The sequence below is a fragment of the Limimaricola sp. AA108-03 genome (assembly GCF_050847355.1).
In the GTDB taxonomy this organism is placed as follows: domain Bacteria; phylum Pseudomonadota; class Alphaproteobacteria; order Rhodobacterales; family Rhodobacteraceae; genus Limimaricola.
In genome coordinates this window covers 2,422,989-2,443,716 of the sequence record NZ_CP193755.1, presented here as the reverse complement: position 1 = coordinate 2,443,716, position 20,728 = coordinate 2,422,989, and the positions used below count along the sequence as shown (strand labels likewise).

Annotated in this window: 18 protein-coding genes, 1 pseudogene and 1 other annotated feature; of the genes and pseudogenes, 4 read left to right on the top strand and 15 right to left on the bottom strand. The window is 70.0% G+C overall.

Going from position 1 to position 20,728, the window contains the following annotated elements; genetic code table 11:
* Positions 1 to 399: 399 nt before the first annotated feature.
* Positions 400 to 2,556, bottom strand: a complete 2,157-nt coding sequence (locus ACRAQ3_RS11945) for an AAA family ATPase (RefSeq protein ID WP_432254764.1) — start codon at positions 2,554 to 2,556, stop codon at positions 400 to 402.
* Between the two features lie 373 nt (positions 2,557 to 2,929).
* Positions 2,930 to 4,246: a DUF6035 family protein gene (locus tag ACRAQ3_RS11940; protein WP_432254763.1), complete on the bottom strand. Its 1,317-nt coding sequence runs from the start codon at positions 4,244 to 4,246 to the stop codon at positions 2,930 to 2,932.
* A 157-nt stretch (positions 4,247 to 4,403) separates the two neighbouring features.
* Here ACRAQ3_RS11940 and ACRAQ3_RS11935 point away from each other — a divergent pair, with 157 nt between their 5' ends.
* Positions 4,404 to 4,649 carry a helix-turn-helix domain-containing protein gene (locus ACRAQ3_RS11935; protein ID WP_099278406.1) on the top strand — a complete coding sequence of 82 codons (246 nt, stop codon included), beginning with the start codon at positions 4,404 to 4,406 and terminating at the stop codon, positions 4,647 to 4,649.
* 77 nt (positions 4,650 to 4,726) lie between these two features.
* Positions 4,727 to 5,416 (top strand): annotated as a pseudogene (locus ACRAQ3_RS11930) (IS3 family transposase); the annotation flags it as partial.
* Positions 5,048 to 5,161, top strand: a sequence feature (AL1L pseudoknot). It overlaps the preceding pseudogene by 114 nt.
* Positions 5,417 to 5,439: 23 nt before the next feature.
* On the opposite strand, the gene ACRAQ3_RS11925 reads toward ACRAQ3_RS11930, so the two are convergent.
* From ACRAQ3_RS11925 to ACRAQ3_RS11865, 13 genes are all read right to left on the bottom strand, one after another.
* Positions 5,440 to 8,001 carry an insulinase family protein gene (locus ACRAQ3_RS11925; RefSeq protein ID WP_432254762.1) on the bottom strand — a complete coding sequence of 854 codons (2,562 nt, stop codon included), beginning with the start codon at positions 7,999 to 8,001 and terminating at the stop codon, positions 5,440 to 5,442.
* A complete protein-coding gene (locus tag ACRAQ3_RS11920) occupies positions 7,998 to 8,915 on the bottom strand; it encodes an alpha/beta fold hydrolase (RefSeq protein WP_099278448.1) in 918 nt (305 codons plus the stop codon). The genes ACRAQ3_RS11925 and ACRAQ3_RS11920 overlap by 4 nt, the downstream gene beginning before the upstream one ends.
* Positions 8,912 to 10,054 carry a pyrroloquinoline quinone biosynthesis protein PqqE gene (gene pqqE, locus ACRAQ3_RS11915; protein WP_432254761.1) on the bottom strand — a complete coding sequence of 381 codons (1,143 nt, stop codon included), beginning with the start codon at positions 10,052 to 10,054 and terminating at the stop codon, positions 8,912 to 8,914. The genes ACRAQ3_RS11920 and pqqE overlap by 4 nt, the downstream gene beginning before the upstream one ends.
* Positions 10,051 to 10,332, bottom strand: a complete 282-nt coding sequence (gene pqqD / locus ACRAQ3_RS11910; protein WP_099278446.1) for a pyrroloquinoline quinone biosynthesis peptide chaperone PqqD — start codon at positions 10,330 to 10,332, stop codon at positions 10,051 to 10,053. Before pqqD ends, pqqE begins: the two co-directional genes overlap by 4 nt.
* Complete coding sequence (pqqC, locus tag ACRAQ3_RS11905) at positions 10,329 to 11,117, bottom strand: pyrroloquinoline-quinone synthase PqqC (protein WP_099278445.1); 789 nt, start codon at positions 11,115 to 11,117, stop codon at positions 10,329 to 10,331. The genes pqqD and pqqC overlap by 4 nt, the downstream gene beginning before the upstream one ends.
* A complete protein-coding gene (gene pqqB / locus ACRAQ3_RS11900) occupies positions 11,114 to 12,037 on the bottom strand; it encodes a pyrroloquinoline quinone biosynthesis protein PqqB (RefSeq protein WP_432254760.1) in 924 nt (307 codons plus the stop codon). The genes pqqC and pqqB overlap by 4 nt, the downstream gene beginning before the upstream one ends.
* A gap of 43 nt (positions 12,038 to 12,080) precedes the next feature.
* On the bottom strand, positions 12,081 to 12,161 hold the full coding sequence (gene pqqA, locus ACRAQ3_RS11895) for a pyrroloquinoline quinone precursor peptide PqqA (RefSeq protein ID WP_099278443.1): 81 nt from the start codon (positions 12,159 to 12,161) through the stop codon (positions 12,081 to 12,083).
* 628 nt (positions 12,162 to 12,789) lie between these two features.
* Entirely contained in the window at positions 12,790 to 14,574 is a 1,785-nt protein-coding gene (locus ACRAQ3_RS11890; protein ID WP_269398678.1) for a PQQ-dependent methanol/ethanol family dehydrogenase, read from the bottom strand.
* Between the two features lie 292 nt (positions 14,575 to 14,866).
* Positions 14,867 to 15,634 (bottom strand): ABC transporter permease, encoded by a 768-nt coding sequence (locus tag ACRAQ3_RS11885; protein ID WP_432256286.1) that lies wholly within the window; start codon positions 15,632 to 15,634, stop codon positions 14,867 to 14,869.
* Between the two features lie 80 nt (positions 15,635 to 15,714).
* Complete coding sequence (locus tag ACRAQ3_RS11880; protein ID WP_432254759.1) at positions 15,715 to 16,434, bottom strand: ABC transporter ATP-binding protein; 720 nt, start codon at positions 16,432 to 16,434, stop codon at positions 15,715 to 15,717.
* Positions 16,431 to 16,868 (bottom strand): hypothetical protein, encoded by a 438-nt coding sequence (locus ACRAQ3_RS11875; RefSeq protein WP_432254758.1) that lies wholly within the window; start codon positions 16,866 to 16,868, stop codon positions 16,431 to 16,433. The genes ACRAQ3_RS11880 and ACRAQ3_RS11875 overlap by 4 nt, the downstream gene beginning before the upstream one ends.
* Positions 16,865 to 17,842 carry a YVTN family beta-propeller repeat protein gene (locus tag ACRAQ3_RS11870; protein ID WP_099278438.1) on the bottom strand — a complete coding sequence of 326 codons (978 nt, stop codon included), beginning with the start codon at positions 17,840 to 17,842 and terminating at the stop codon, positions 16,865 to 16,867. Before ACRAQ3_RS11870 ends, ACRAQ3_RS11875 begins: the two co-directional genes overlap by 4 nt.
* On the bottom strand, positions 17,839 to 19,011 hold the full coding sequence (locus tag ACRAQ3_RS11865; RefSeq protein WP_432254757.1) for an ABC transporter substrate-binding protein: 1,173 nt from the start codon (positions 19,009 to 19,011) through the stop codon (positions 17,839 to 17,841). The genes ACRAQ3_RS11870 and ACRAQ3_RS11865 overlap by 4 nt, the downstream gene beginning before the upstream one ends.
* 140 nt (positions 19,012 to 19,151) lie before the next feature.
* On the opposite strand from ACRAQ3_RS11865, the gene pedF reads away from it, so the two are divergent.
* Both pedF and ACRAQ3_RS11855 read left to right on the top strand, forming a co-directional pair.
* Entirely contained in the window at positions 19,152 to 19,832 is a 681-nt protein-coding gene (pedF, locus tag ACRAQ3_RS11860; protein ID WP_269398680.1) for a cytochrome c-550 PedF, read from the top strand.
* Positions 19,829 to 20,725 carry a substrate-binding periplasmic protein gene (locus ACRAQ3_RS11855; RefSeq protein ID WP_432254756.1) on the top strand — a complete coding sequence of 299 codons (897 nt, stop codon included), beginning with the start codon at positions 19,829 to 19,831 and terminating at the stop codon, positions 20,723 to 20,725. The genes pedF and ACRAQ3_RS11855 overlap by 4 nt, the downstream gene beginning before the upstream one ends.
* The last annotated feature ends 3 nt before the right edge of the window (positions 20,726 to 20,728 follow it).

Sequence of the window (20,728 nt, the reverse complement as noted above, 5' to 3'; positions counted from 1 at the left end):
CGACACGCGAAACCTGTGGATTGTCGGATTCCGTTCGACGCCCTTTGGATCGGAGCGACGGCACCTGAATCGTCTTGGCAGCTTGCCGCGACCGAACGTCCCCCCGGATCGGAGCGACAGGGCGCCCAGTTTCCTTGGCATCGTATTTCAATCTTGATGCCGAGATTTTCTCCGCCTGGTCCGTCGGCGGGGGGTTATAAGGACCTAGGGAGTGGGCCCTGTCCAGTCGTGGGAAACACTCAGGGCACTGTCTTCTACTATGGAAACACCCCGGCCGATGGTTGGGGCATCCGCCGCCCTGCCGAAGGCTGCCACTCGTACGGCGGGCAGCCATCTACAAAGAGAAAAGGCCCGGACGAAACGCCCAGGCCATATAAGTTTTCCGCAAAAAGCCGAACGTCAGGGCCTTAGTTCGACAGGCTCTCCGAGCAGCGCTAGCAACGCCTCGCCCTCGATCTCCTCCTCGACCAACAACCGATGGGCGAGCCTCTGCAGCGTTTCGAGATGCAGTTTGAGCAGGTGGCCTGCCGCTGTCTCGGCCGCCTCCAGCCGCTCCCGGACCCGAGCTGCGAGGGCGCGGTCGAGGGTGAGATGCTGAGCCGATCCCGGGATCCAGAGCGGTCCTTGGCCGCCTAGGCCGAACACGGTTTCGATCCGGAGCGCGGTCTCCGTGGCCATGGCCAGGTCGCTGCCCTCTCCGCCACCCGCGCCTGCCGAAACGTTACCGAGCAGCAGCCGCTCGGCGGCGCGTCCGGCGAGCAGCGTCTGCAGTCGCACCTCGAACTGAGCCAGCGTCTGCGGCTCGACCAGCGTCTCGACCTCGACCATGCCGCCAGTGAGCGTCAGCCGCATCGCCATGGGGCGAGTGATCCCAAGCAGATGGTGCGCTAGCGCATGTCCCGCCTCTTGGATCGCGATGCGCTCACGATGCGCCGCACAGCCCCGCGGCCGCAGACCGTCGAGCGCGCGCTGCAGATCCATGCCATCGATCGCTCGTCGGGCCGCCCGCGCCGTGGCCCGGGCCTGCCGGATGAGCGCGGCGATGTCGGCTGCCGAAAGCCCCGCCGCCTGTCGGGCGAGCGGCATCAGGTCGAGGCCGGACAGATCGCGACCCAGATGATGGCGCAGCATGCCCGCGATCTGGACCGGGCGCGGCAGCGGCAGTTCCAGGATGCGCCCGAGTCGGCCCGGACGGCGCAGGGCGGGATCGACGAGTTCGGGCAGGTTGGTAGCGCCGAGCACGATTACGCCTTCGCGGCCGGACGTGCCGTCGATCAGTTCCAGCATCGTTGCGACGACCTTGTTCTCGTAAGCAGCGCCGCGATCGCTGCCTCCCGCACTGCGATTGCCGATCGCGTCGACTTCGTCGATGAACAGGATGCAGCCGTTCGGCATCCGCCGCGCCTCTTCGAACGTCTCCCGGGCTGCCCGCTGCATTTCCCCGAGGTGCCCTGCCGCCTGCCACTGCGCATAGGAGGCGGCAACCAGCGGCACACCGGCGGTCCGGGCCAACGCTGCTGCGAGCATGGTCTTGCCGGTGCCGGGCGGTCCCCAGATCAGCCACCCGGTCTCGATGTCCGTCCACGGCAGATCGCCAATGCGCCAAGCCTCAAGGTCTACCGCGAGCTGGGCGAGCGGATCATGCACGGCCTGCGGCAGGTGCAGTTCCCCCAGGCATGGTCCGGTGCCGCCCTGGTCCCGCTGCATGCGCTCGGCCTGACGCCCCAGCGTCTCTGCGACCGCGAGGGTCGTCGATTGGCGTAGCGCATAGACCAGCCCGTCGGGAGAGGTCGCCGCAAGCGCTGCGGGGGTGGGCAGCCGCCTACGGATCTCCGCCTCATGCAGGTAGCCAGTCGCGCTGCACCAGCGTCGCAGCATTGCCAGCAGCAGATCAGCGTCGAGCGGAGGCAGCGCTACGATGGGCAGACCGAGCGCCTGCAGCTGCGGGCTGAGTTGATTGCGGCTTTCGACCAGAACGACCAGTGGCTCCTGCCGGCGCAGCTCGGGCAGCGCGTCCTGTGGTCGATTGGTGCGGCGATGCCGCAGAACTTCACCGCTGTCGTAGATCAGCGATCCGAGAGACGGGATCGCGGTCGGCAGGTTCGCGTGCATCACCGCGCCGAGCAGGGCGATTTGTTCTTCTGGGGCCGTGCGGATCAGCCGGACCAGCTCCTTTAAGGCCGTTTCCGTTTTCACACTGGCAGGACCGTGGTCGGTCTCGATGATCGTCACGGCCGATGGCGCAAACAACTGCGCAATGTGGTTCTCTCGCGCCAACGCTACGCAGAGCGGCAGCAGGTCGATCAGATCCTCGAGTGCGGCGGGAGGATACGGGGGCACCTGCGTCCTATGCGTCTGCATGACCGCGTAGAGGTCGATGCCGCAGGCGGCGGCCGCGGCGACCTCTGTCGGGCTGCGACCGATGGCGGCGGGGCAGGGCGGGCCGAACGGCACCTCTTCCTGCGGCGCGACCGGGGCCGGGCCGGGATCCTCGATCTCCGGAAGGTTAACCGGACCGCCAAAGATCGCCTCGACGGCTTCGTCGTACGCTCCCATGGTTTTCCGGTACTGACGATGCGCGGCGTTATCGGCACGATGCCAGTCTTAAGGGCAGCGGCATGCGCCTCGGCCGCTTTGCGCGCCATCAGCCAATCGAAGAGCAGCACGCCGCCGGTAGCATGGCAATGGCTGTCGAGGTGGGAGGCGACATCAGCTGAGCTGAGCAGGGTCATAGGGGCAGTGCAGACGTTGGAGGCAGGGCAGGGCATCAGGGACATGGAAGACCTCGTCATGTGTGGAGGATGCAGGGGGTCGGCCCGATGCCGCGGGGCATCAGGAGTGGTGTTTGCGGAGGGGAGAGATCGGGTGGGCGGTCAGTGTGTAGGGTCAGCCACCTCTCTGCGGGGGAGGCAGATCCTTGCGACCGGTGTCAGTCTGGCAGTTGGGGAAACAGGCGCCGGAGGACGGGGCGCCAACGCTGCTCGAGGGCGTCGGCGCGCTGTGGAGCCCGGCCGATGACTCGCAGATTCCGCGAGACCTTGCTCCATGTGCTCCGGCGCGCCATCCGACCTGCCGCCTCGACGGTCGAGTTGCCCACCACGGCGACGACCCGGCTCCAGTCGCGCAGGCTCGGCGCCTCAAGGGCCGAGTTCAGGATCGCCGCAGCCGCATCATTGGCATAGCCCGAGGGCGCCGCCTTGCGGCCGGTGAGCAGCGTGACCAGCACCGGTACGATGCGATCAAACCCATCCTGCTGCGCGTCGTGCCAGCTTAAGTCCGCACCGCAGCTCTGCACCAAGAGGGTGAACGCGGCACCGGCAGCGCGGCTGTCACCCCGGGCCAAGGCATCGAGCATGACGCGGGCCAGCGGATCCACCGCGATGCTCGGGTGCCGATCCGGCACGTCGAGACCGAGGAATGTTCGCACGGCATCGAGTCCGACCAGTTCGCTGCTCCACTCCAGCCGGTTGTCGATCTGAGTTACCGTCACCTGGTGCAGCCGCAGCGCGCCGGCGCACTTGCTCTCGGCCAGAGCCTCGTCGTCGATGGCGAAAACCGCCCCGCCCTGCGGCCAGTAGACGTCTTGGAAGCCCTGCAGGGGCAGCGAGGCGTCCAGCTGCGTCTTGTCCATGACCCACAGCAGGGCGACGCGGGCGTCTGCATAGAACTGCGCCCTGCCGACGATCGTTGCCATCTGCGGCGAGGCGAGCTGAACTTCGAACGCGATGCGGTCGCCGGAGGCCAGCATGGCCAGCACGTCGGGACGGCGAAACCGCCGATCGGCGATCACGGGCTGCTCGGCTGCGACAGAGATGACCTCCACGTCCCTGTACAGGGCGTCAACCAATCCCTTTTTAAGCGCTTCGTGTCGCACCCCCTCCTGGCGCCCTTCGAACTGGCGGGCGTTGATCGCATCAGGCGTCATGCCTTCCTCGGTATTAATCAGGCAGCCGACGGCGCGGCTGTTCCGGGCATGGTAGAACCGGGCGCGGCGGCCGCCCAGCTCACGGCACGACCGGACGCTGTCGGTCCGTACGAGCAGCGGGCCATTGCAGGACACGCAGCGGAACGCCGGTGCCCGGGCCACATGCGACAGGGTCGTGGTCCGGCGCAGCTGCGCCAGCTCGGATGCATCCAGCGAGTCGAGCAGGGAGGCGGCGTAGGCCATGTCGCCATCCGGATAGCGGCGGCAATCGAGGACGACATCGAGGAGGCGGGGAACAGCAGTGGGGAGAGGGGTCAGCATGGCAAACTCCTAAGTTTCAGCAGGCCGCAGAGGCTCACCCGAAGCCACCCATAGGCGCTACGGTGTTTGCACTGGCGAACCTCTTTCGTTATGTTTCATACATAGGAGTGCTGATGGGTGAAGTAAAGTATGAAACATAGTAAAGTAGGTTTAGAACGTGATAAGTATTGAGCAGGTGAAAGCAGCCCGCCTCTTTCTGCATATGGATCAACGACAACTGGCAGAGCTGTCAGGAGTATCCCTTCCCACTATTCAACGGATCGAGAACCCACAGTTCGGCCCAACAAGGTCTTCCGTTAGGATTGTCACTGCAGTGAAGGAGGCCCTAGAAAAGGCTGGTATCGAATTTCTGCCTACTACCAGTGAGGCAGGCGAAGGGGTTCGCCTCAAGATGCAGCAGTAAAAGTTGCTACCGGCGATCTTGGAATACTGAACCGCCCCGGGTTTGTCGGAGGCTCCAACTCCTGAGTAAGGTGGAGCATGAGCAAGACGACGAACAAGTATGCGCCTGAAGTGCGCGAGCGTGCGGTTCGCATGGTTCTGGGCAACGAAGGGCAGCATGAGTCCCGCTGGGCGGCCATCCTGTCGATCTCGGCCAAGATTGGCTGCGCGCCGCAGACGCTGAACGAGTGGATCAACAGGGCAGAGATCGACAGCGGCCAGCGAGCGGGCATACCGGCTGAGGCCGCCGAGAAGATGAAGGCGCTGGAGCGGGAGAACCGCGAGTTGCGCCAAGCCAACGAGATCCTGCGGAAGGCCTCAGCGTCGATCACGCCACTCGAACCGGTGGCGTGACGTGATCGACTTTGTGCAGGCGGAGCTCGACCGCTGGTCGAAATGATGGTCGCCTTTATCGACGAACATCGTAAAGAGCACGGGGTCGAGCCGATCTGCAAGGTGCTGCCGATCGCCCCGTCCACCTACTATGACCACGTAGCGAAACGGGCTGATCCGGCCCAGCGGTCGGAGCGTGCCAAGCGGGATGCAGAGCTGCGCCCCGAGATTGCACGCGTGTTCGATGCCAACTTCCGCGTTTACGGCGTCCGCAAGGTGTGGCGCCAGCTGGAGCGGGAGGGTTTCGACGTGGCGCGCTGCACGGTGGCGCGACTGATGAGGTCCATGGGGCTCCAGGGCGTCATTCGCGGTAAGCCGATCAAGACAACCCGATCGGCCATTGCCGCTGATATAGCGGCTCAACCCGGCGCGATCACCACCAGATGCGGCTGATGGGCCGCGGCGCGCATCGCCGCCGCTAGGTCTGGCAGGGCACGTGCGCCGGCCGCGATCAGCTCGGCCCGGCGGCGGGGGCCGGCGATGTCGCCGGCCAGATGCGCCATAGCGTGGCTTATGAGCTCCTCGCGCCAGAGCAGAGGCCGGTCGAGCATAGCCAGAGCCGGGACAATCCCGCGCTCGATCCCCTCGGCGCGGTCGAGCCAGTCAGGGGCCTCGGCAAAGACCGCGAGCGTGGCCTGAATGCCCGGGTCGCGGATCGAGATCAGCCGCAGATGGCCGGTCACCGGGTCGAGCCGGGCCTGCGCGCCATAGGCGCCGATCCGGTCGCGGACATGCGGCCAGAGCCAGCCAGTAGCGAGGCGCTGCGCCGCCGCCGCCACGCTGCCCGGCTGCGGGCCGAGATCGAGGCCGCGCGCCACCGTCGCCGCGGCGACCGGCAGCGCGAGGCGGACGGGTCCTAAGCAGGGGGGCGCCGGCCGTGCCGGGCTTGGCGGGGCGCCTTCGGCGACGGTTCGGGCCAGCGCGTCGTGCAGTGCGTCCAGCGTCGCGGCGGGACCGGAGAGTGCGCAGAAGGGGCGCGTGCCGAGCAGCCGGTCGCGCAGCGCGGCGAGGCGGGCGGCGTCGGCCCTGGCGGGGGCTGTGAGCGCGGCCTCGGTCGCGCCCGCGGCCCCCATCTGGGCGCGCAGCATCAGGTCGGCGGCCTCGTGGCCCTGCCCGGTGAGGTGCGCATGATGGCGGGCGGCGCGGGACGCCGCCAGCGGTGCCGGGTCGGGCAGGGGGGTGGTGCCGCGCGCGAGCAGTGCGGCGACCAGTTCGCGCGCCTCGGCCACCGGCGCGGTGCCGCGCAGCCAGAGCCGGGCGGCCACGCCGCCATCCGGGCGCGGGGCGGCGCGGGTCTCGGCGGTGATGCCGGGGGGCGCGGCGTGGCGCAGCGCCTCGGCCAGCAGACCGGCAAGGGGCAGGTCGGCGGCAGGCAGCTGCGCGAGGTCGAAGCCGAGATCGAGCTGCACCAGACCGCTGTCTCTCGGCATCGACAGCGCCTCGGCCGGGCCGATGCGAACGAGACGGGCGGGGCGCTCGGGGGCGTCGCGCGGCCAGTCGGCGCGGGCGGGGGCGCCGAGTGCGGCGCGCGCGCCGGGCCGTTCGGGGCGGTCCATGGTCGCGGCGAGGCGGCGGGCGCGGCGGCGGATCACCGGGTCGGCGGCCATCGCCCGGGCGCGGGCGGCGAGGTCCGGGGTGGCGGCCTCTCGGGTCAGGGTGACGCGGTGCGGGTTGTCGCGCAGTTCGGTGGCGACCAGCGCCGCGAGCCGGGCGGGGTCGGCGCTGGCGTCGCCGAGGCGCAGCGCCCCGATCGGGTCGCCGCCGTCGCGCCAGCCGCGCAGGGCCGCGAGCCCGCGTAACAGCGGGGCCGGGCGGCGGGGATCCTCGGCCAGACCATGCCGCAGCGCAAGGCGGGCGCGCGCGGCCCGGACCTCGTCCGGGTCGAGGCCGCGCGACAGCCGCTCGATCGCGGCGAGCAGGCAGGTCTCGAAGACCGCGACCCGGTCGGGGGCGATGGCGGGCAGGGCGATGCGCAGCACCGGCGGGTCGGTCTCGGGATCGATCGGGTTAAGGAGCGGCTCGGCCTGAAAGCCCGCATCGGTCAGCGCCCGCCGCAGCGGCGCGGCGGGGGTGCCGAGCAGAGTCTCGGCCAGGAGCGCGGCCTCGGCGCCGGTCGCGCCGCGCAGCCACCAGGCGATGGCGGCGGGGGCGGGGCCGCGCGCCGCGATCCGGCGGCGCGGCGCGTGCCAGCGGCGGGGCGGGGCGGGCGCGTCCGGCACCGGCCCGGGCGCAGTGTCGAAGGCGTGGGCCAGCATTGGCAGCCGCGCCTCGGGCTCCGGCCCGGCGATCACCGCCAGCGCGCCGCCGGCGCGGTAGTGGCGGGCGTGGTAGCGGCGCATCGCCGCGAGGGTGAGATCGGGCAGCCGGGCCGGGTCGCCGCCGGGGTCGAAGCCCTGCGCCGCGCCGGGAAACAGCGCCGCGCGGATCGCGTCGCCGAAGGCGCGCGGCGTGGCGCGGTGGCCGAGCATCTCGTTCAGCACCACGCCGGTCAGGCGCGGCGGGTCGAGCGCGAGGCGCCAGCCCTCTCGGGCGAAGGCATCAGCGTGCAGCAGTGGGTGGAATGCCGCGTCGAGCCAGATCGCGGCCAGCCGGTCGAACTCGCGGTCATGGGCGCAGGCGATCTCGTAGACGGTCAGGCCGGGCAGGGTGGCGGCGTTGAGATGGCCGTGCAGCGCGCCGTCGAGCAGCGCGGCGAAGCCCCGGCGCAGCGGAAAGCGGCGCGAGCCCTGCAGCACGCAATGCTCCAGCACATGGGCGATGCCGCTGTCGTCGGGTAGCGGCGTGCGGATGCCGAGCGACAGTGCGTTTAGATCGCCGCCCTGCAGGGTCAGCGCCGCGCCGCCGCCCGGGTGATGGTGCAGCCGGGCCAGCGCGCTGATTTCGGGCAGATGCGCTTCGGCTGCGACGGCGAAACCGCTCACCGCGCTGCCATCGCGGCGATCGCCGCGCGCAGGGCGGCGATGGTGCCGCCATCGGCCATGTCGTGACCGGCATCCTCGATCACCTCCACCGGCGCGCCCCATCGCGCGGCAAGCGCGTGGCTGGTCGCGGGCGGGCAGAGGAGGTCATGGCGGCCCTGGACGATGTGGCCGGGGACCGGGCGCAGCGCCGATGCGCGGTCGAGGAGCGGCGCGTCGAGGAAGCAGCCGGCGCGGAAGTAATGCGCCTCCATGAACGGGGTGGCGGGCAGCGGGCCGGGGGCGGCGAGCGCATCGCGGTCGAGCCGGGCCGCGGCGGGGGTGATCCGCGACAGGATGCGCTCGGTCCCGGCCCAGGCGCGGGCCGCCGGGCGGTGGATCGCCGGGTCGGGGTCGAGGATGCGGGTCCAGTAGGCGCCGAGCGGATCGGCGCGCTCGGGCGCGTCGAGCAGCGCCAGGAAGTCGTCGAAGAGCGCCGGGTGAAAGCGCGGCAGCGTGTCGAGGAAGGCGGTCTCCAGCTCGGCGCGGGTGCCGAGGAACACCGCCCGCAGCACGATCCCTGAGACCCGCTCGGCATGGGCCAGCGCATAGGCCAGCGCCAGCGTCGCGCCCCACGAGCCCCCGACCACCAGCCAGCGGTCGATGGCGAAGCGGGCGCGCAGCGCCTCGATGTCGCGGATCAGATGCGCGGTGGTGTTGGCATGGCGCGCGCCATGCGGGCGCGAGCGCCCGGCGCCGCGCTGGTCGAACATCAGGAGCCGGGTCGCCTTGGGGAACAGCGCCCGGTGGGCGGGCTGGCAGCCGCTGCCCGGCCCGCCATGCAGGAACAGCGCGGCGGGCGCGTCGGCGGGGCCGGTCAGCTCGGCATATATCTGGTGGCCGTCGCCGACATCGACGTGGCCGGCGAAGCCGCTCATCCGCCCGGCTCTGGCGTGCCGCCAGAAAAGTCGCGGTAGGTGTAGCGGTCGGAGCCCTCGGAAAAGGCCAGCGCCGCCTCGAACACCTCGGCATGGCGGGGCGAGAAGGCGCAGGCCGGGTCGGTCGCGCCGGCGTCGCCCAGAAGCGCCGACGCCTGGCAGCGGCAGCCGCCCCAGTCGTCATGCTTGTGCGCGCAGGAGCGGCAGGGTTCGGGCATCCAGGCCGTGCCTCGATAGCGGTTCATCGCTTCGGAATGATCCCAGATCCAGGCCAGCGGGTGGTCGCGCACCGAGTCGAAGCGCAGCCCGGCGATGCTTTCGGCGGCGTGGCAGGGCAGCACCTTGCCCGAGGGCGAGATGTTGAAGACCTGCCGCCCCCAGCCGCCCATGCAGGGCTTGGGCCGGGCGGCGTAGTAGTCGGGTTCGACATAGTCGATGACGAGGCGGCCATGCAGCCGGGCGCGGGCCGCGTCGACCACCTTCGAGGCGGTGTCTATCTGGTCGGGTGTCGGCATCAGCGCGGCGCGGTTCCTAAGCGCCCAGCCGTAATACTGGACGTTGGCGACCTCGAGCCGGGCGGCGCCGAGATCGAGCGCCATCTCGATCATCTCGGGCAGCTCGTGCAGGTTCTGGCGGTGCATCACGGCGTTGAGCGTCAGCGGCAGGTCGCGGGCGCGGACCCATGCGGCGGCGGCGCGCTTGCGCTCGAGCGCGCCGCGCAGGCCGCCGATCCGGGTGGCGAGCGCGTCCTCGACCGACTGGACCGAGATCTGCACGTGGTCGAGACCGGCCTGCGCCAGCGCGTCAAGCCGGGCTTCGGTCAGGGTGACGGCCGAGGTGATCAGGTTGGTGTAGAGGTCGAGCGCGGCGGCGCGGGCGACCAGGGTTTCGAGGTCGCGGCGGGCCAGCGGCTCACCGCCCGAGAAATGCAGCTGCAGCACGCCGAGATCGGCGATCTCGCCCAGCACCCGCAGCCATTCCTCGGTCGAGAGCTCGGCGCTGGCACGTTCGAGCTCGACCGGGTTGGAGCAATAGGGGCATTGCAGCGGGCAGCGATGGGTGATCTCGGCCAGCACGGCGATCGGGATGCCGTGGCTGCGGGCCGGGTCGGGGCGCAGGCGGGCGGAAAGCTCGGTCATGCCGCCTCGCGGTCGCGCAGGAAGCCCTTGGCCTCGAGGTCGGCCAGCATGTCGGTGATGTCGGAGAGGATCTCGGGTTCGGGGGCGTCGTAGCGGGCGGCGAGGGTGGCGGCGATGGCCGCGAGCGTCGCCTCGCCGTCGCAGAGCTTCAGCACCTCGACCGCGATCTCGTCGGGGATCAGGATCCGCTCGGGCGCGAGCAGCAGCCAGGTGTCGCGGGCGCGGTCGAAGCGCAGCTTGACGAAGCGGGGCAGGGCGGGGCGGCTGTCGGGGGTCACGGGGCGTCCTCCGGAACGAAGGCGCCGGGCGGCGGGTGGCCGGTGACATAGGCGTGGTAGAGCGCGTCGAGCTGAACCCAGAGCACCTCGGTCTTGAACACCAGCGCCTCGCAGACCAGCGCGCGGCTCTCGGGCGTGCGGGCGTGGGTCCTGACGTAGTCGAGCGCGAAGCCCGCGTCGCGCGGTGCCTGGCCGAGCCGGGTCTTGAAATAGGTCATGATCTCGGGGGTGATGAAGTCGTAATTCTCCAGCATCCCGGAAATGCGCCGCTCGTGGATGTTCGGCGCGAACAGCTCGGTCAGCGAGGAGGCGATCGCCTCGAGCGGCGAGCGGGTGGCGACGAAACTGACATAGGCGTCGACCGCGAAGCGGGTGGCGGGCAGCACGCCGCGGGCCGAGGTGACGTAGTCGGGGTCGAGGCCGAGGCCGGTGGTTAGGAGCAGCCAGCGGTCGATGCCGCCGGCGTCGTTGTCGCGGCCATCATGGTCCTCGATCCGGTGGCGCCATTCGCGGCGCAGCGCCCGGTCGCGGAAGCGCGAGATCACCAGCGCGTCCTTGATCGGGATCGAGGACTGGTAATACCAGCGGTTCAGCGCCCAAGCCTGGACCTGGCCGAGGGTGAGCTTGCCGTCATGCAACAGGTGATGGAACGGGTGACGGTCGTGGTAGCGGGCCGCGCCTATGGCGCGCAGCCGGCGCTCCAGCGCCTCGGCGTCGTCGAGCGGCTCGCCCGTGAAATGGAAGGTCGTGTCGAAATCCGGGGCAGGGGGCTGATGGGCGTTCATGGCGCGATCTCCTCTCCGGCGCGGGGCAGGCGCCAGCCCGCGGCCTCGATCGCGGCGCGCTCGGGCGTGCCGGGGCGCAGGATCGGATTGGAATTGTTGACGTGGACGAACAGCTTTCGCGCGATGCCGAGACCCTCCAGACGGGCCATCGCGCCCTCGGGGCCGGAAACCGAGACATGGCCCATCCGGCGGCCGGTCTTGGCGGCCAGCCCCTGGTCGATCAGCTCGTCATCATGCCACAGCGTGCCGTCAAACATCACCAGCGCCGCGCCGCGCAGCCGATCGCGCAGGGCTTCGGTGACCCGGCCGCAGGCGGCGATGATGAAGGCCTCCGGCCCGCCTGTGGCGGCGCGCAGCCGCAGGCCGAGCGTGTCGCCGGGGCGCTCCTCGGTCGGCTCGGCCCGGCCCTCGAGATGCCAGGCGGGCTTGCCCGGCACCTCGAAGGCCTCGACGATCAGCCCCGAGGGGGTGCCGTCGGGCAGGGCGGGCTCGAAGGGGGTGTCGAGGGCGATGGCGTGGCGCGGCACGCGGGCGCGGTCGAGCACGTCGAAGATCGGGTTCTCGGCCAGCACCGACAACACGCGGGGATGGGCGTGGATCGCGAAGGGCGAGCCCTCGCGCAGCGACAGGAGGCCGGTGACGGCGTCGATTTCGCCATTGGTGAGGATGACGCCGGCGATCGGCGTGTCGCGCAGCCGGCCCGCGCGCGGGTGCAGGGCGGGCGTGGCGTTGATCTGGGCGCGGATGTCGGGCGAGGCGTTGATCAGGAACCAGTGCTCGCCATCGACCGAAGCGGCGATCCCGGCCTGGCCCTCATGGGTGTCGGGCGCGGCGCGGGCGGCCCGGCAGCCGACGCAGTTGCAGTTCCATTGCGGGTAGCCGCCACCCGCCGCGCAGCCCAGGGTGATGAATCTCAGCATGCGAGCCTCCTCCCCCAGGCGTCGCGGCGGGCGCGGCCGCCGGTCACTTGCGCTTGGCGCAGGCGTACATGTTGATTTCCATGCCGGCTTCGACTTCGACGATCTTCGGGGCTTTCCAGGCCATGCAGCACTCCCTTCAAAGGCTCCGCCGGTGCGCCCGGCGGCGGCGCGGGGCCGGGGGCCGGTCCCTCGGGTCAGGCTAGCAGCGCGGCGGGGCGGGGCGGTATCGTCAAATGGTCGTAGAGCGCCGGGCCGCTCAGCCGACAGAGCGCGGCGCGCCGGTCGAGCCTTGCAGCTGCGGCGCCGGCCCTGGCCGGTGCCCGAGATGACCGAGGGTCGGGGGCAACGCCTCAATGTGGCGTCGGGCCTTGCGCCAAGCGTGACCATCACATGCCCCATGGCGCGGCCGGTTGTGCCAGACCTGCCCACTCGGGGACTCAAGGATGCTGGTCTGCCAAGGCATGCGGAAGGAGCAGGGAGCCATGTCCTTGTGCCGATCGGGATGTGCGGATGCAACTATAGGAACACTGCAGTGTCGCGGGCGCTCAGGTAGGTTACATGCCGCAAAACGCCGGATCGCCTGACATTGATTGGAAATAAAAGTTGCGGCCGGACGTCGAATACGCGGCCCGCCTCGGACTTCAAGCGCGCGCCGGTGATCATGTCGTGATGTTAGCTAGCTGAGGTCGAGATCTCGAAAGGATGCGACCGGCCGGGGGGCCGGCCGGTCGCAATGGCAAGGCAGTGCCAGGTTACTGGGTCGAGGCCAGCTCGGCCAATGCTTTGGGCAGCTTGAAGGTCCACAGCGTCGCACCTTGATTGAGGAAGTTGACCTTCTTGGCCACCTCCCCGCCCCACAGCGGCACCGCGCCGCCCCAGCCCGAGATCACCGAGACGTACTGCTCGCCATCCTGCTCCCAGGTGATTGGCTGGCCGACCACGCCCGAGCCGGTCTGGAAGCTCCACAGCTCCTCGCCGGTGGCATCGTCGAAGGCGATGAACCGCCCCTCGGGGGTGCCAGTGAACACCAGACCGCCCTTGGTCGACATCACGCCCCCCCAGAGCGGGGCCTCGTTTTTGAACTCCCACACCCATTCGCCGGTGGCGGGATCGATCGCCTTGAGGCTGCCGATATGGTCCTCGTAGAGCGGCTTGATGGTGAAGCCCGCGCCCATGTAGGCCGCGCCCTTCTTGTAGGTCACCGGCTCGTTCCACATGTCCATGCCCCATTCGTTGGAGGGGACGTAGAACAGGCCGGTATTCTCCGAATAGCTCATCGGCATCCAGTTCTTGCCGCCGAGGAAGGACGGCGCGGCGAAAATCGTCTCGCCCTTGGCCTCGCCGGTCAGCTCGGCCGGGCGACCGGGGCGGTTGGCCTCGACGAAGATCGGCCGGCCGGTGTCGTCGATGCCCTCGGCCCAGGTGATATCCTTCACGAAGGGGAAGGCGTCGACATAGCCGCCATCGGCGCGGTCGAGCACGTAGAAGAAGCCGTTGCGGTCGGCGGTGCCGTAGCGCTTGTTGCCGTCCTTGTCGGTGAAGCCCACCACCTCGTTGACGCCGTCGAAATCCCAGCCCTCGCGCGGGGTGGTCTGGAAGTGCCACTTGATCTCGCCGGTCGCCGGGTCGAGGCCGACGCGGGAGGCGGCGTAGAGGTTGTCGCCGGTGTTGCCTTCGACGGGCTCGCCCGCATTGCGCAGCCAGCTGTTCCAGGGCGCGGGGTTGCCGGCGCCGAAGACCAGCGTGTCGGTCTCGGCGTCATACGAGCCGCCGAGCCAGGTGGCGCCGCCGCCCTGCTTCCACATGTCGCCCGGCCAAGTCGCGTTCAGCGTCCCGGTCATGGTCGATTCCTCGCCGTTGAGCGTGCCCATGTGGCCCTCGATCATCGGCCGGGTCCAGACCAGCTCGCCGGTCTCGGCGTCGCGGGCCTGCACCTCGCCGACGATGCCGAATTCGCCGCCCGAATTGCCGGTGATGATCAGCCCGTTATGGATCAGCGGCGCGGCGGTGTAGCTGTAGCCTTCCTTGTAGTCGGCGATCTTCTTGTTCCAGACCACGTCGCCGGTCTTGGCGTCGAGCGCCACCAGCCGCGCGTCGAGCGTGCCGAAATAGACCTTGTCGCCCCAGAGCGCCGCGCCACGATTAACCACGTCGCAGCAGGGCAGGATGCCTTCGGGCAGGCGGGCGTCGTACTGCCACAGCTCCTGCCCGGTGCGGGCGTCGATGGCATAGAGCCGCGAATAGGAGCCGGTGATGTACATCACCCCGTCCTTCACGAGCGGCTGGGTCTCCTGGCCGCGCTGCTTCTCGCCGCCGAGGCTGAAGGCCCAGGCGGGGATGAGATATTCGACCGTCTCGCGGTTGAGCGTGTCGAGCGGGCTGTAGCGCTGCAGCCCGCGGCCCATGCCGTTGGTGACCACGTCCTCTACGGTGGCGGCGTCGTTGGCGATGTCCTCGTCAGTGACCTGAGCCCGTGCGGCTTGGGCGGCGGTGCCTGCGATCAGCGTGGCGCAGGCGGCGGCGATGAAGCGGTTCATGTGGGTCCTCCTCCCATGTGGCGGCGGCAGCGGCCCCGTCAGAACCCCTCGCGCCGCCTGCATGATCGCCGCGGGGCAGGGGGCGCGGAAATCGGACGATGGTCGTAGCCCCGCCCCCCTGCCAAGGTCGTAGCCCGCGCCGAGCGGTCGAAGGGTCCACGCCAACGCCCAACGCCGCCCGCAGGAGAGACGCGGGCGGCGGGGTCGGCAGCAGGTGGAAAGAAAGCTTTCGGGATGATGTCAGCCTGTCCCGTCCTGAAGTGGCACGCAGCCCCGACTTTGGTCGAGTGCCTTAGCGTGCCCGCCTGCGACCGCGCCCGGCTTCGAACCCCGCCAGCGCCAGCCCGAGGAACACGGCCCCCGCCAGCGCCACCCAACCCATTGCCGGCCAGTTGGCCTGGCCGTGCAGCGCGAAGCGGATCGCCTCGACCGCGTGGGTAAAGGGGTTGGCGGCGCAGATATCGCGCAGGAGCGCGCTGGCCTCGGCCATCTTCCACAGCGGGTAGAGCGCCGAGGACAGGAAGAACATCGGGAAGATCACGAAGTTCATCACGCCGGCGAAGTTCTCAAGCTGCCGCACCGTGCTCGAAAGCGCCAGCCCCAGCGCGCCGAGCATCAGCCCCGACAGGAATAGCGTCGGCAGTGCCAGCAGCCAGCCCCATCCGGGATCGGCATGGCCCAGCGCGGCGGCGATGCCGAGAAAGGCATAGACCTGCAGTACCGAGATTAGCGTCGAGGCCACCAGCTTGGAGGTCAGGAGCCACCAGTGCGGCAGCGGCGCTGTCAGCAGCAGCCGCATGGTGCCAGTCTCGCGGTCGAGCACCAAGCCCAGCGAGGACTGCATGCCATTGAAAAGCAGGATCATCGCGCACAGGCCCGGCAGGATGTAGGTCTCGTAGGTGATGTAGGTCTGGTAGGGCGGGGTGATCGACAGCCCCAGCGCGGCGCGGAAGCCGGCAGCGAAGACCAGAAGCCAGACCAGCGGCCGCACCAGCGCCGAGACTAGCCGTGCGCGCTGACCCAGAAATCTCAGCGCCTCGCGGCGCACGATCCAGCCCATCGCCAGCGCCCAGGCCCGGGGGGCGGGGCGCCGGGGACACGGCGCATGGGCGGCGGAGGCCGTGGAGAGCGCCGTGTCGGTCATGCCGGCTCCGCCGTCATCGCTAGGAACCGCGCCGCAAGATCGCCCTCGGGGGCGATGTCGCGCGCCACCGCACAGGCCAGGATATGGCCGCGATGCATCACTGCCACCTGATCGCCGGGCGCCACCTCGTCGGCCAGATGCGTGGCCCAGAGCACCGTCAACCCGCCCTGTCCGGTTAGGTCGTGGACATGGGCGGTGATCGCCGCGCGGCTGGCCGCGTCGAGGCCCACCGTAGGCTCGTCGAGCAGCAGCACCGACGGCCCGTGTAACAGCGCGCGGGCGATCTCGGCCCTGCGCCTGTGGCCGCCGTTGAGGTCGCGCACCCGCTCGCGCGCCCGCTCGGCCATTGACACCCGCGCCAGCGCTGCGTCGATCCGGCGGCCCGCCTCGCGCCCGCCGATGCCGTGCAGGGCGGCGGCGTAGCGCAGATTGGCCATGACCGGCAGCTCGGGATCGAGCGCAGCCTGCTGGAACACCACCCCGAGCCGGGTCAGCGCCGCGCGTGGGCGGCGGGCGATGTCGTGCCCCGCGATCACGATCCGCCCCGCTTGCAGCGCCGCAAGCCCGGTCAGCAGCGAGAACAGCGTCGACTTGCCAGCGCCATTGGGACCCAGCAGCGCGCAGAACTGCCCCGGCGCCACCCGCAGCGACACGGCGTCGAGTGCGCGGCGCGCGCCGTGATCGTGGCTCACCCCCTCAATCGCCAGCCCGCTCATTCGATGGTCACGGCGAGGCGCTGGCTCTCGCCGCCGCCGGGTACCTGGATTTCGTAGCGGCCGGGCTTGATCGCCAGAAAGCCGATCTCCATCACCCCCGCCTCGTCGAACTCGACGCTGTCTAGGCCGAGCGGGCGGATCTCCAGCCCCTCGATGACGATTTCGTCGATCCAGATCGCGCGGAAGAACTCGGGCGCTGTCAGCGCCAGCTCCTGGCTGCCGTCGGCCTCGATCTCGATCTCGTAGTAGCTGCCGGATCTGAGCGTCAGCGGCGCCTCGGCCAGCGGCATCCCCGCCGAGAGCAGGATCGGCGGCAGGTCGTGCTTGTTGCCCGAGGACAGCACGCCCGCCGGGCCGAAGCCGGCCTCGTCATGGTCGTCGGCCAGGGCGGGCGGGGCGACGAGCGCGAGCGCGATGGCGAAAGGTCTGATCATGCCGGGTCTCCTTGGGCGGGACGGAAGGCCGCGCCCCAGGGAAAGCGGCCGACCTTGATGGTCTTGAGGGCTTCGCGTTTCGCGACGTCGATCACGGTCACGTCGCCGGAGACACCGTTGGTGGTGAAGAGGAGCGAGCGGTCGGCGTTGAAGGCCATGTGCCAGACGCGGCGGCCGACCAGGATGTAGTCCTCGACCCGATAGGTCTCCGCGTTCACCACCGCCACGTGGTTCGACGGCCCCAGCGCCACGAAGGCGATGGATTCGTCCGCCGTCAGCTCGAAGCCCACGGGCTGGATGCGGTCGGGGTGGATGCCCGCGATCTCGAAGCCAATCTTGGCGATCTCGCCCTGACTGGCCACGTCGAACACCGAGATGGTGCCGCCGATCTCGGCAGAAACCCACAGCTCGGTGCCGTCCTTGACGAACTCGGCATGGCGCGGGCGGGCGTCGACCAGCGTGTTGGCGAACAGCGCCTCGGTCTCGGTGTCAATCCAATGGGCCATGTTGGTCGTCTCAGAAGTGGTGATGGCGATTCGGCCGTCGGGGCTCACCGCCATGCCCTCGGGCTCGATGCCGACGTCGATCTGGGCGATCACCGACCGTGTCTCGGTGTCGACCACGGTGGTGATCGCGTCGTCCTCGTTGGCGATGTAGAGTCGCCGGTCGTCGGGGTGCAGCACGAACTGCTCGGGGTCCTCGCCGGAGGGCAGGTCGTGCAGGATCTCGCCGGTCTCGGGGTCCATAACCTGCACCGCATCGCTGTCGGAGGCGCAGATGTAGAGCCGTGAGAAGTCATGGCTGAAGGTCAGCCCCCGTGGCCTCTCGCCGGTGGGGATGGTGCGCACCACTTCCAGCGTGGCGACGTCGATCACGCTCAGCGTGTCGTCTTTCTCGTTGGTGACCCAGATCTCGCCTTGGCCCTGTGCGAACGCGGGCGTGGCGAGAAGCGCGAGGATGGCGGCGTATCTCATGATCTCTCCTCGAAGGCGGCGCAGAGGGATTCGGGGGCGTCGGTGCCGAGCGTGTCCATCTCGCTCACCGGGTGCAGGAAACCTTCAAGCGGCGCGGTGGCGACCACTGCGCGTTCGGTCACCAGCGGAATCGGCTGGCGCATCTGCCCGTCCCAGGACCGGAACGACAGCGGGCTGCCGAGAAAGCCGCCCAGCTCGAAATCGGGGCCGAGGAGAAAGTCGCGCAGCACTTCGGGGTCGACTGATCCGGTGCGGGTCACCGCCTCACCGATGGCGCGCATCGCCGCCCAGGCGGCGTAGTCGCGCGGCCGCATCGTTCTGCCGGCCAACTCCTCGAATCGCGATTGCAGTTGCGCCGCGCCCCAGGCTTCGACCACCGGCGCCCAGGCCACCGCCTGCAGCCCCTCCGAACCCGCGAGCGGGCGCGGCGTCCAGGCGTTATAGGCGATGTAGCGGGCGAAATCCCCGGCCTCGTCGGCGACCAGAAGCACGTCGTGATCGGGCAGGGCTTGGGTGAAGACCGGCACCTCCTGCCCGGCGTTGCGGCGGATGTCGGCATCATCGAGCCAGTCGCGCTCGGCGCGCAGCTGCAGACTGAACTTCGCCAGCGAGCCTCGCAGCGCCTCGGCATAATCGATGTCCTCGGGCCGCTGCCCGGCGATCAGCGCCAGATCGTCCCAGCGGCGCTGAACGAGGAACTGCGCCAGCGCGTCGGTGCGCATCGCGGTCGAGGGGATGGTGTGCATCAGGTTGGCGCGGCAATCGGCGCCGCGCAGCCGCGCCCCGGGGGCGGCAGCGTTGAACAGCAGCGCGCCCTGCGCCTCAGCCATGTCGGCCACCGCCAGAACGGCGTCTTCGGGCGCGTCTAGGATCAGCAGGCCACCGCGCGCCAGCGCCGCGCGGGCCGCCGCCTCGAGGTCGCCGCCCTCGGGCACCGAGACGGTCTCGAGCGCGTAGTCATGACCGAGGAAGCGCCCGGTGGTGGCGTTGTCGTCGCGGCCGAGCTCGGCGCCCGCGCGGCCCTCGTCCTGGGGGATCTCGTCGAGGTTCGACAGCACCGGCGGGTGCGCCACCTCCTGCCTAAGCCAGGTCACCGGCACCTCGATAGCGGCCTGCGCAGCGCCGGCCCAAAGTCCCAGCATCACGATGGATGTCGCCTGTCGCAGCATTGCCTTCCTCCCGCCAAGCAGGCTAGCAGCGCCGCCCGGCCCGCCCCCATACGACCATGGTCGCGCCCCGCCGAAGGTCGCATAGGCGGCCCGGCCCGGTCCGGCTATCCCTGTGGCCCAGGACCAAGGGAGGACCGACCATGCCCCGTACCACACGCATCCTGGCGTCGCTCGGCGCGATCGCCGCCGCCGCGACCATCGCCCAGGCCGCCGGCCTGCCGCTCGACATCCAGGCGGTGAACACCGACGCCCTGCCCGATATCGGCGAGGAGTGGCTGACCGAGAACCCCTATCGCGACCAGGGCGAGGAGGTCTGGGCCAAGGCGATCGAGATCGGCGCCTCGGGCTACAACCAGAACTGCGCCCGCTGCCACGGCCTCGGCGCGGTGTCCGGCGGCCTCGCCCCCGACCTGCGCTTTCTCGAGGCCGAGGAATACGGCGACGAGTGGTACATGGAGCGGTTCCGCCACGGCTTCACCCAGAACGGCGTCACCCGGATGCCCGCCTTCGGCGATCTTCTGGGCCAGAAGGCGGCCTGGGCGATCCGCACCTATCTCGAGACCCGCCCCGACGAGGACGCGGTGAGCGCCAAATCCGCCGAACTCAAGGCGCTGCGCGACACGCTCGCGACGGGTGGCGAGATCGACGCCGAGGCGGTCAAGGCCGAGCTGTCCGGCATCGCCGAGGAGATCGAGACGCTGTCGGGGGCCCCGGTCGCCGATTCGATCGCCTACCGCGCGAGCGCCCAGATCGACGGCACGCCCGAAAGCTTCCACAAGGCCGCGGAGACGCTGACCGTGGGCCTGTCGGCCGCGCAGTGACGCGCCGCGCGGGCCTTGCGCTGGCGCTCGGCCTCGCCCTCTCCTTCGCGGGGGGCGGGGCCTTCGCGCGTTGCGAGGACTGGGTGCCGCAGCCCAGGCCCCAGAACGCCGATCGCGACTATGTCGGGCAGACCCTGGACGAGATCCTCGATCGCGGCTTCATCGAATTCGCGGTCTACGAGGATTTCCCGCCCTGGTCCGATCGGGCCGGCGGCGCGGCCACCGGCATCGACGTGGAGATCGGCCGGCTGATCGCCGAAGGCATGGGAGTCGAGGCGCGCTTCCGGCTGGTTGCCGCGGGCGAGGACCTGGCCGCCGATCTGCGCAACTGGGTCTGGAAGGGGCCGGTGGTCGGCGGATCGGTCGCCAACGTCATGCTGCACATCCCCTATGACAGCGCCTTCACCTGCCGGGTCGAGCAGGTGATGTTCACCGGCCTCTACGGGGTCGAGACCCTGGCAGTGGCCTATGATGCGGGCGTGTTCGGCACCGAGGGCCCCGGTCCGGCGATGTTCCGGATGCACCGGATCGGGGTCGAGAACGACTCGATCTCGGATTTCTACCTTTCGGCGATGGCGGGCGGGCAGCTGGGGCCGAACATCTCGCGCTATCCGACCACCGAAGCCGCGATGGCGGCGCTGGCCATGGGCGAGGTGACGGCGGTGATGGGGCCGCGCGCGCAGCTCGAGGCCGAACTCGGCCGGGCGCTGGTCCATGTTCCACCTTTCCCGGGGCTGATGAAGCCCGACTGGGCGCTGGGCCTCGCGGTGCATCACAGCCACCGCGACCTCGGCTACATGATCGAGGGCATCGTCGCCGAGGCGGTAGCCGACGGCCGGATCGCGGCGATCTTCGAGGATCACGGCCTGAGCTGGACCGCGCCGGAATGGTGAGGC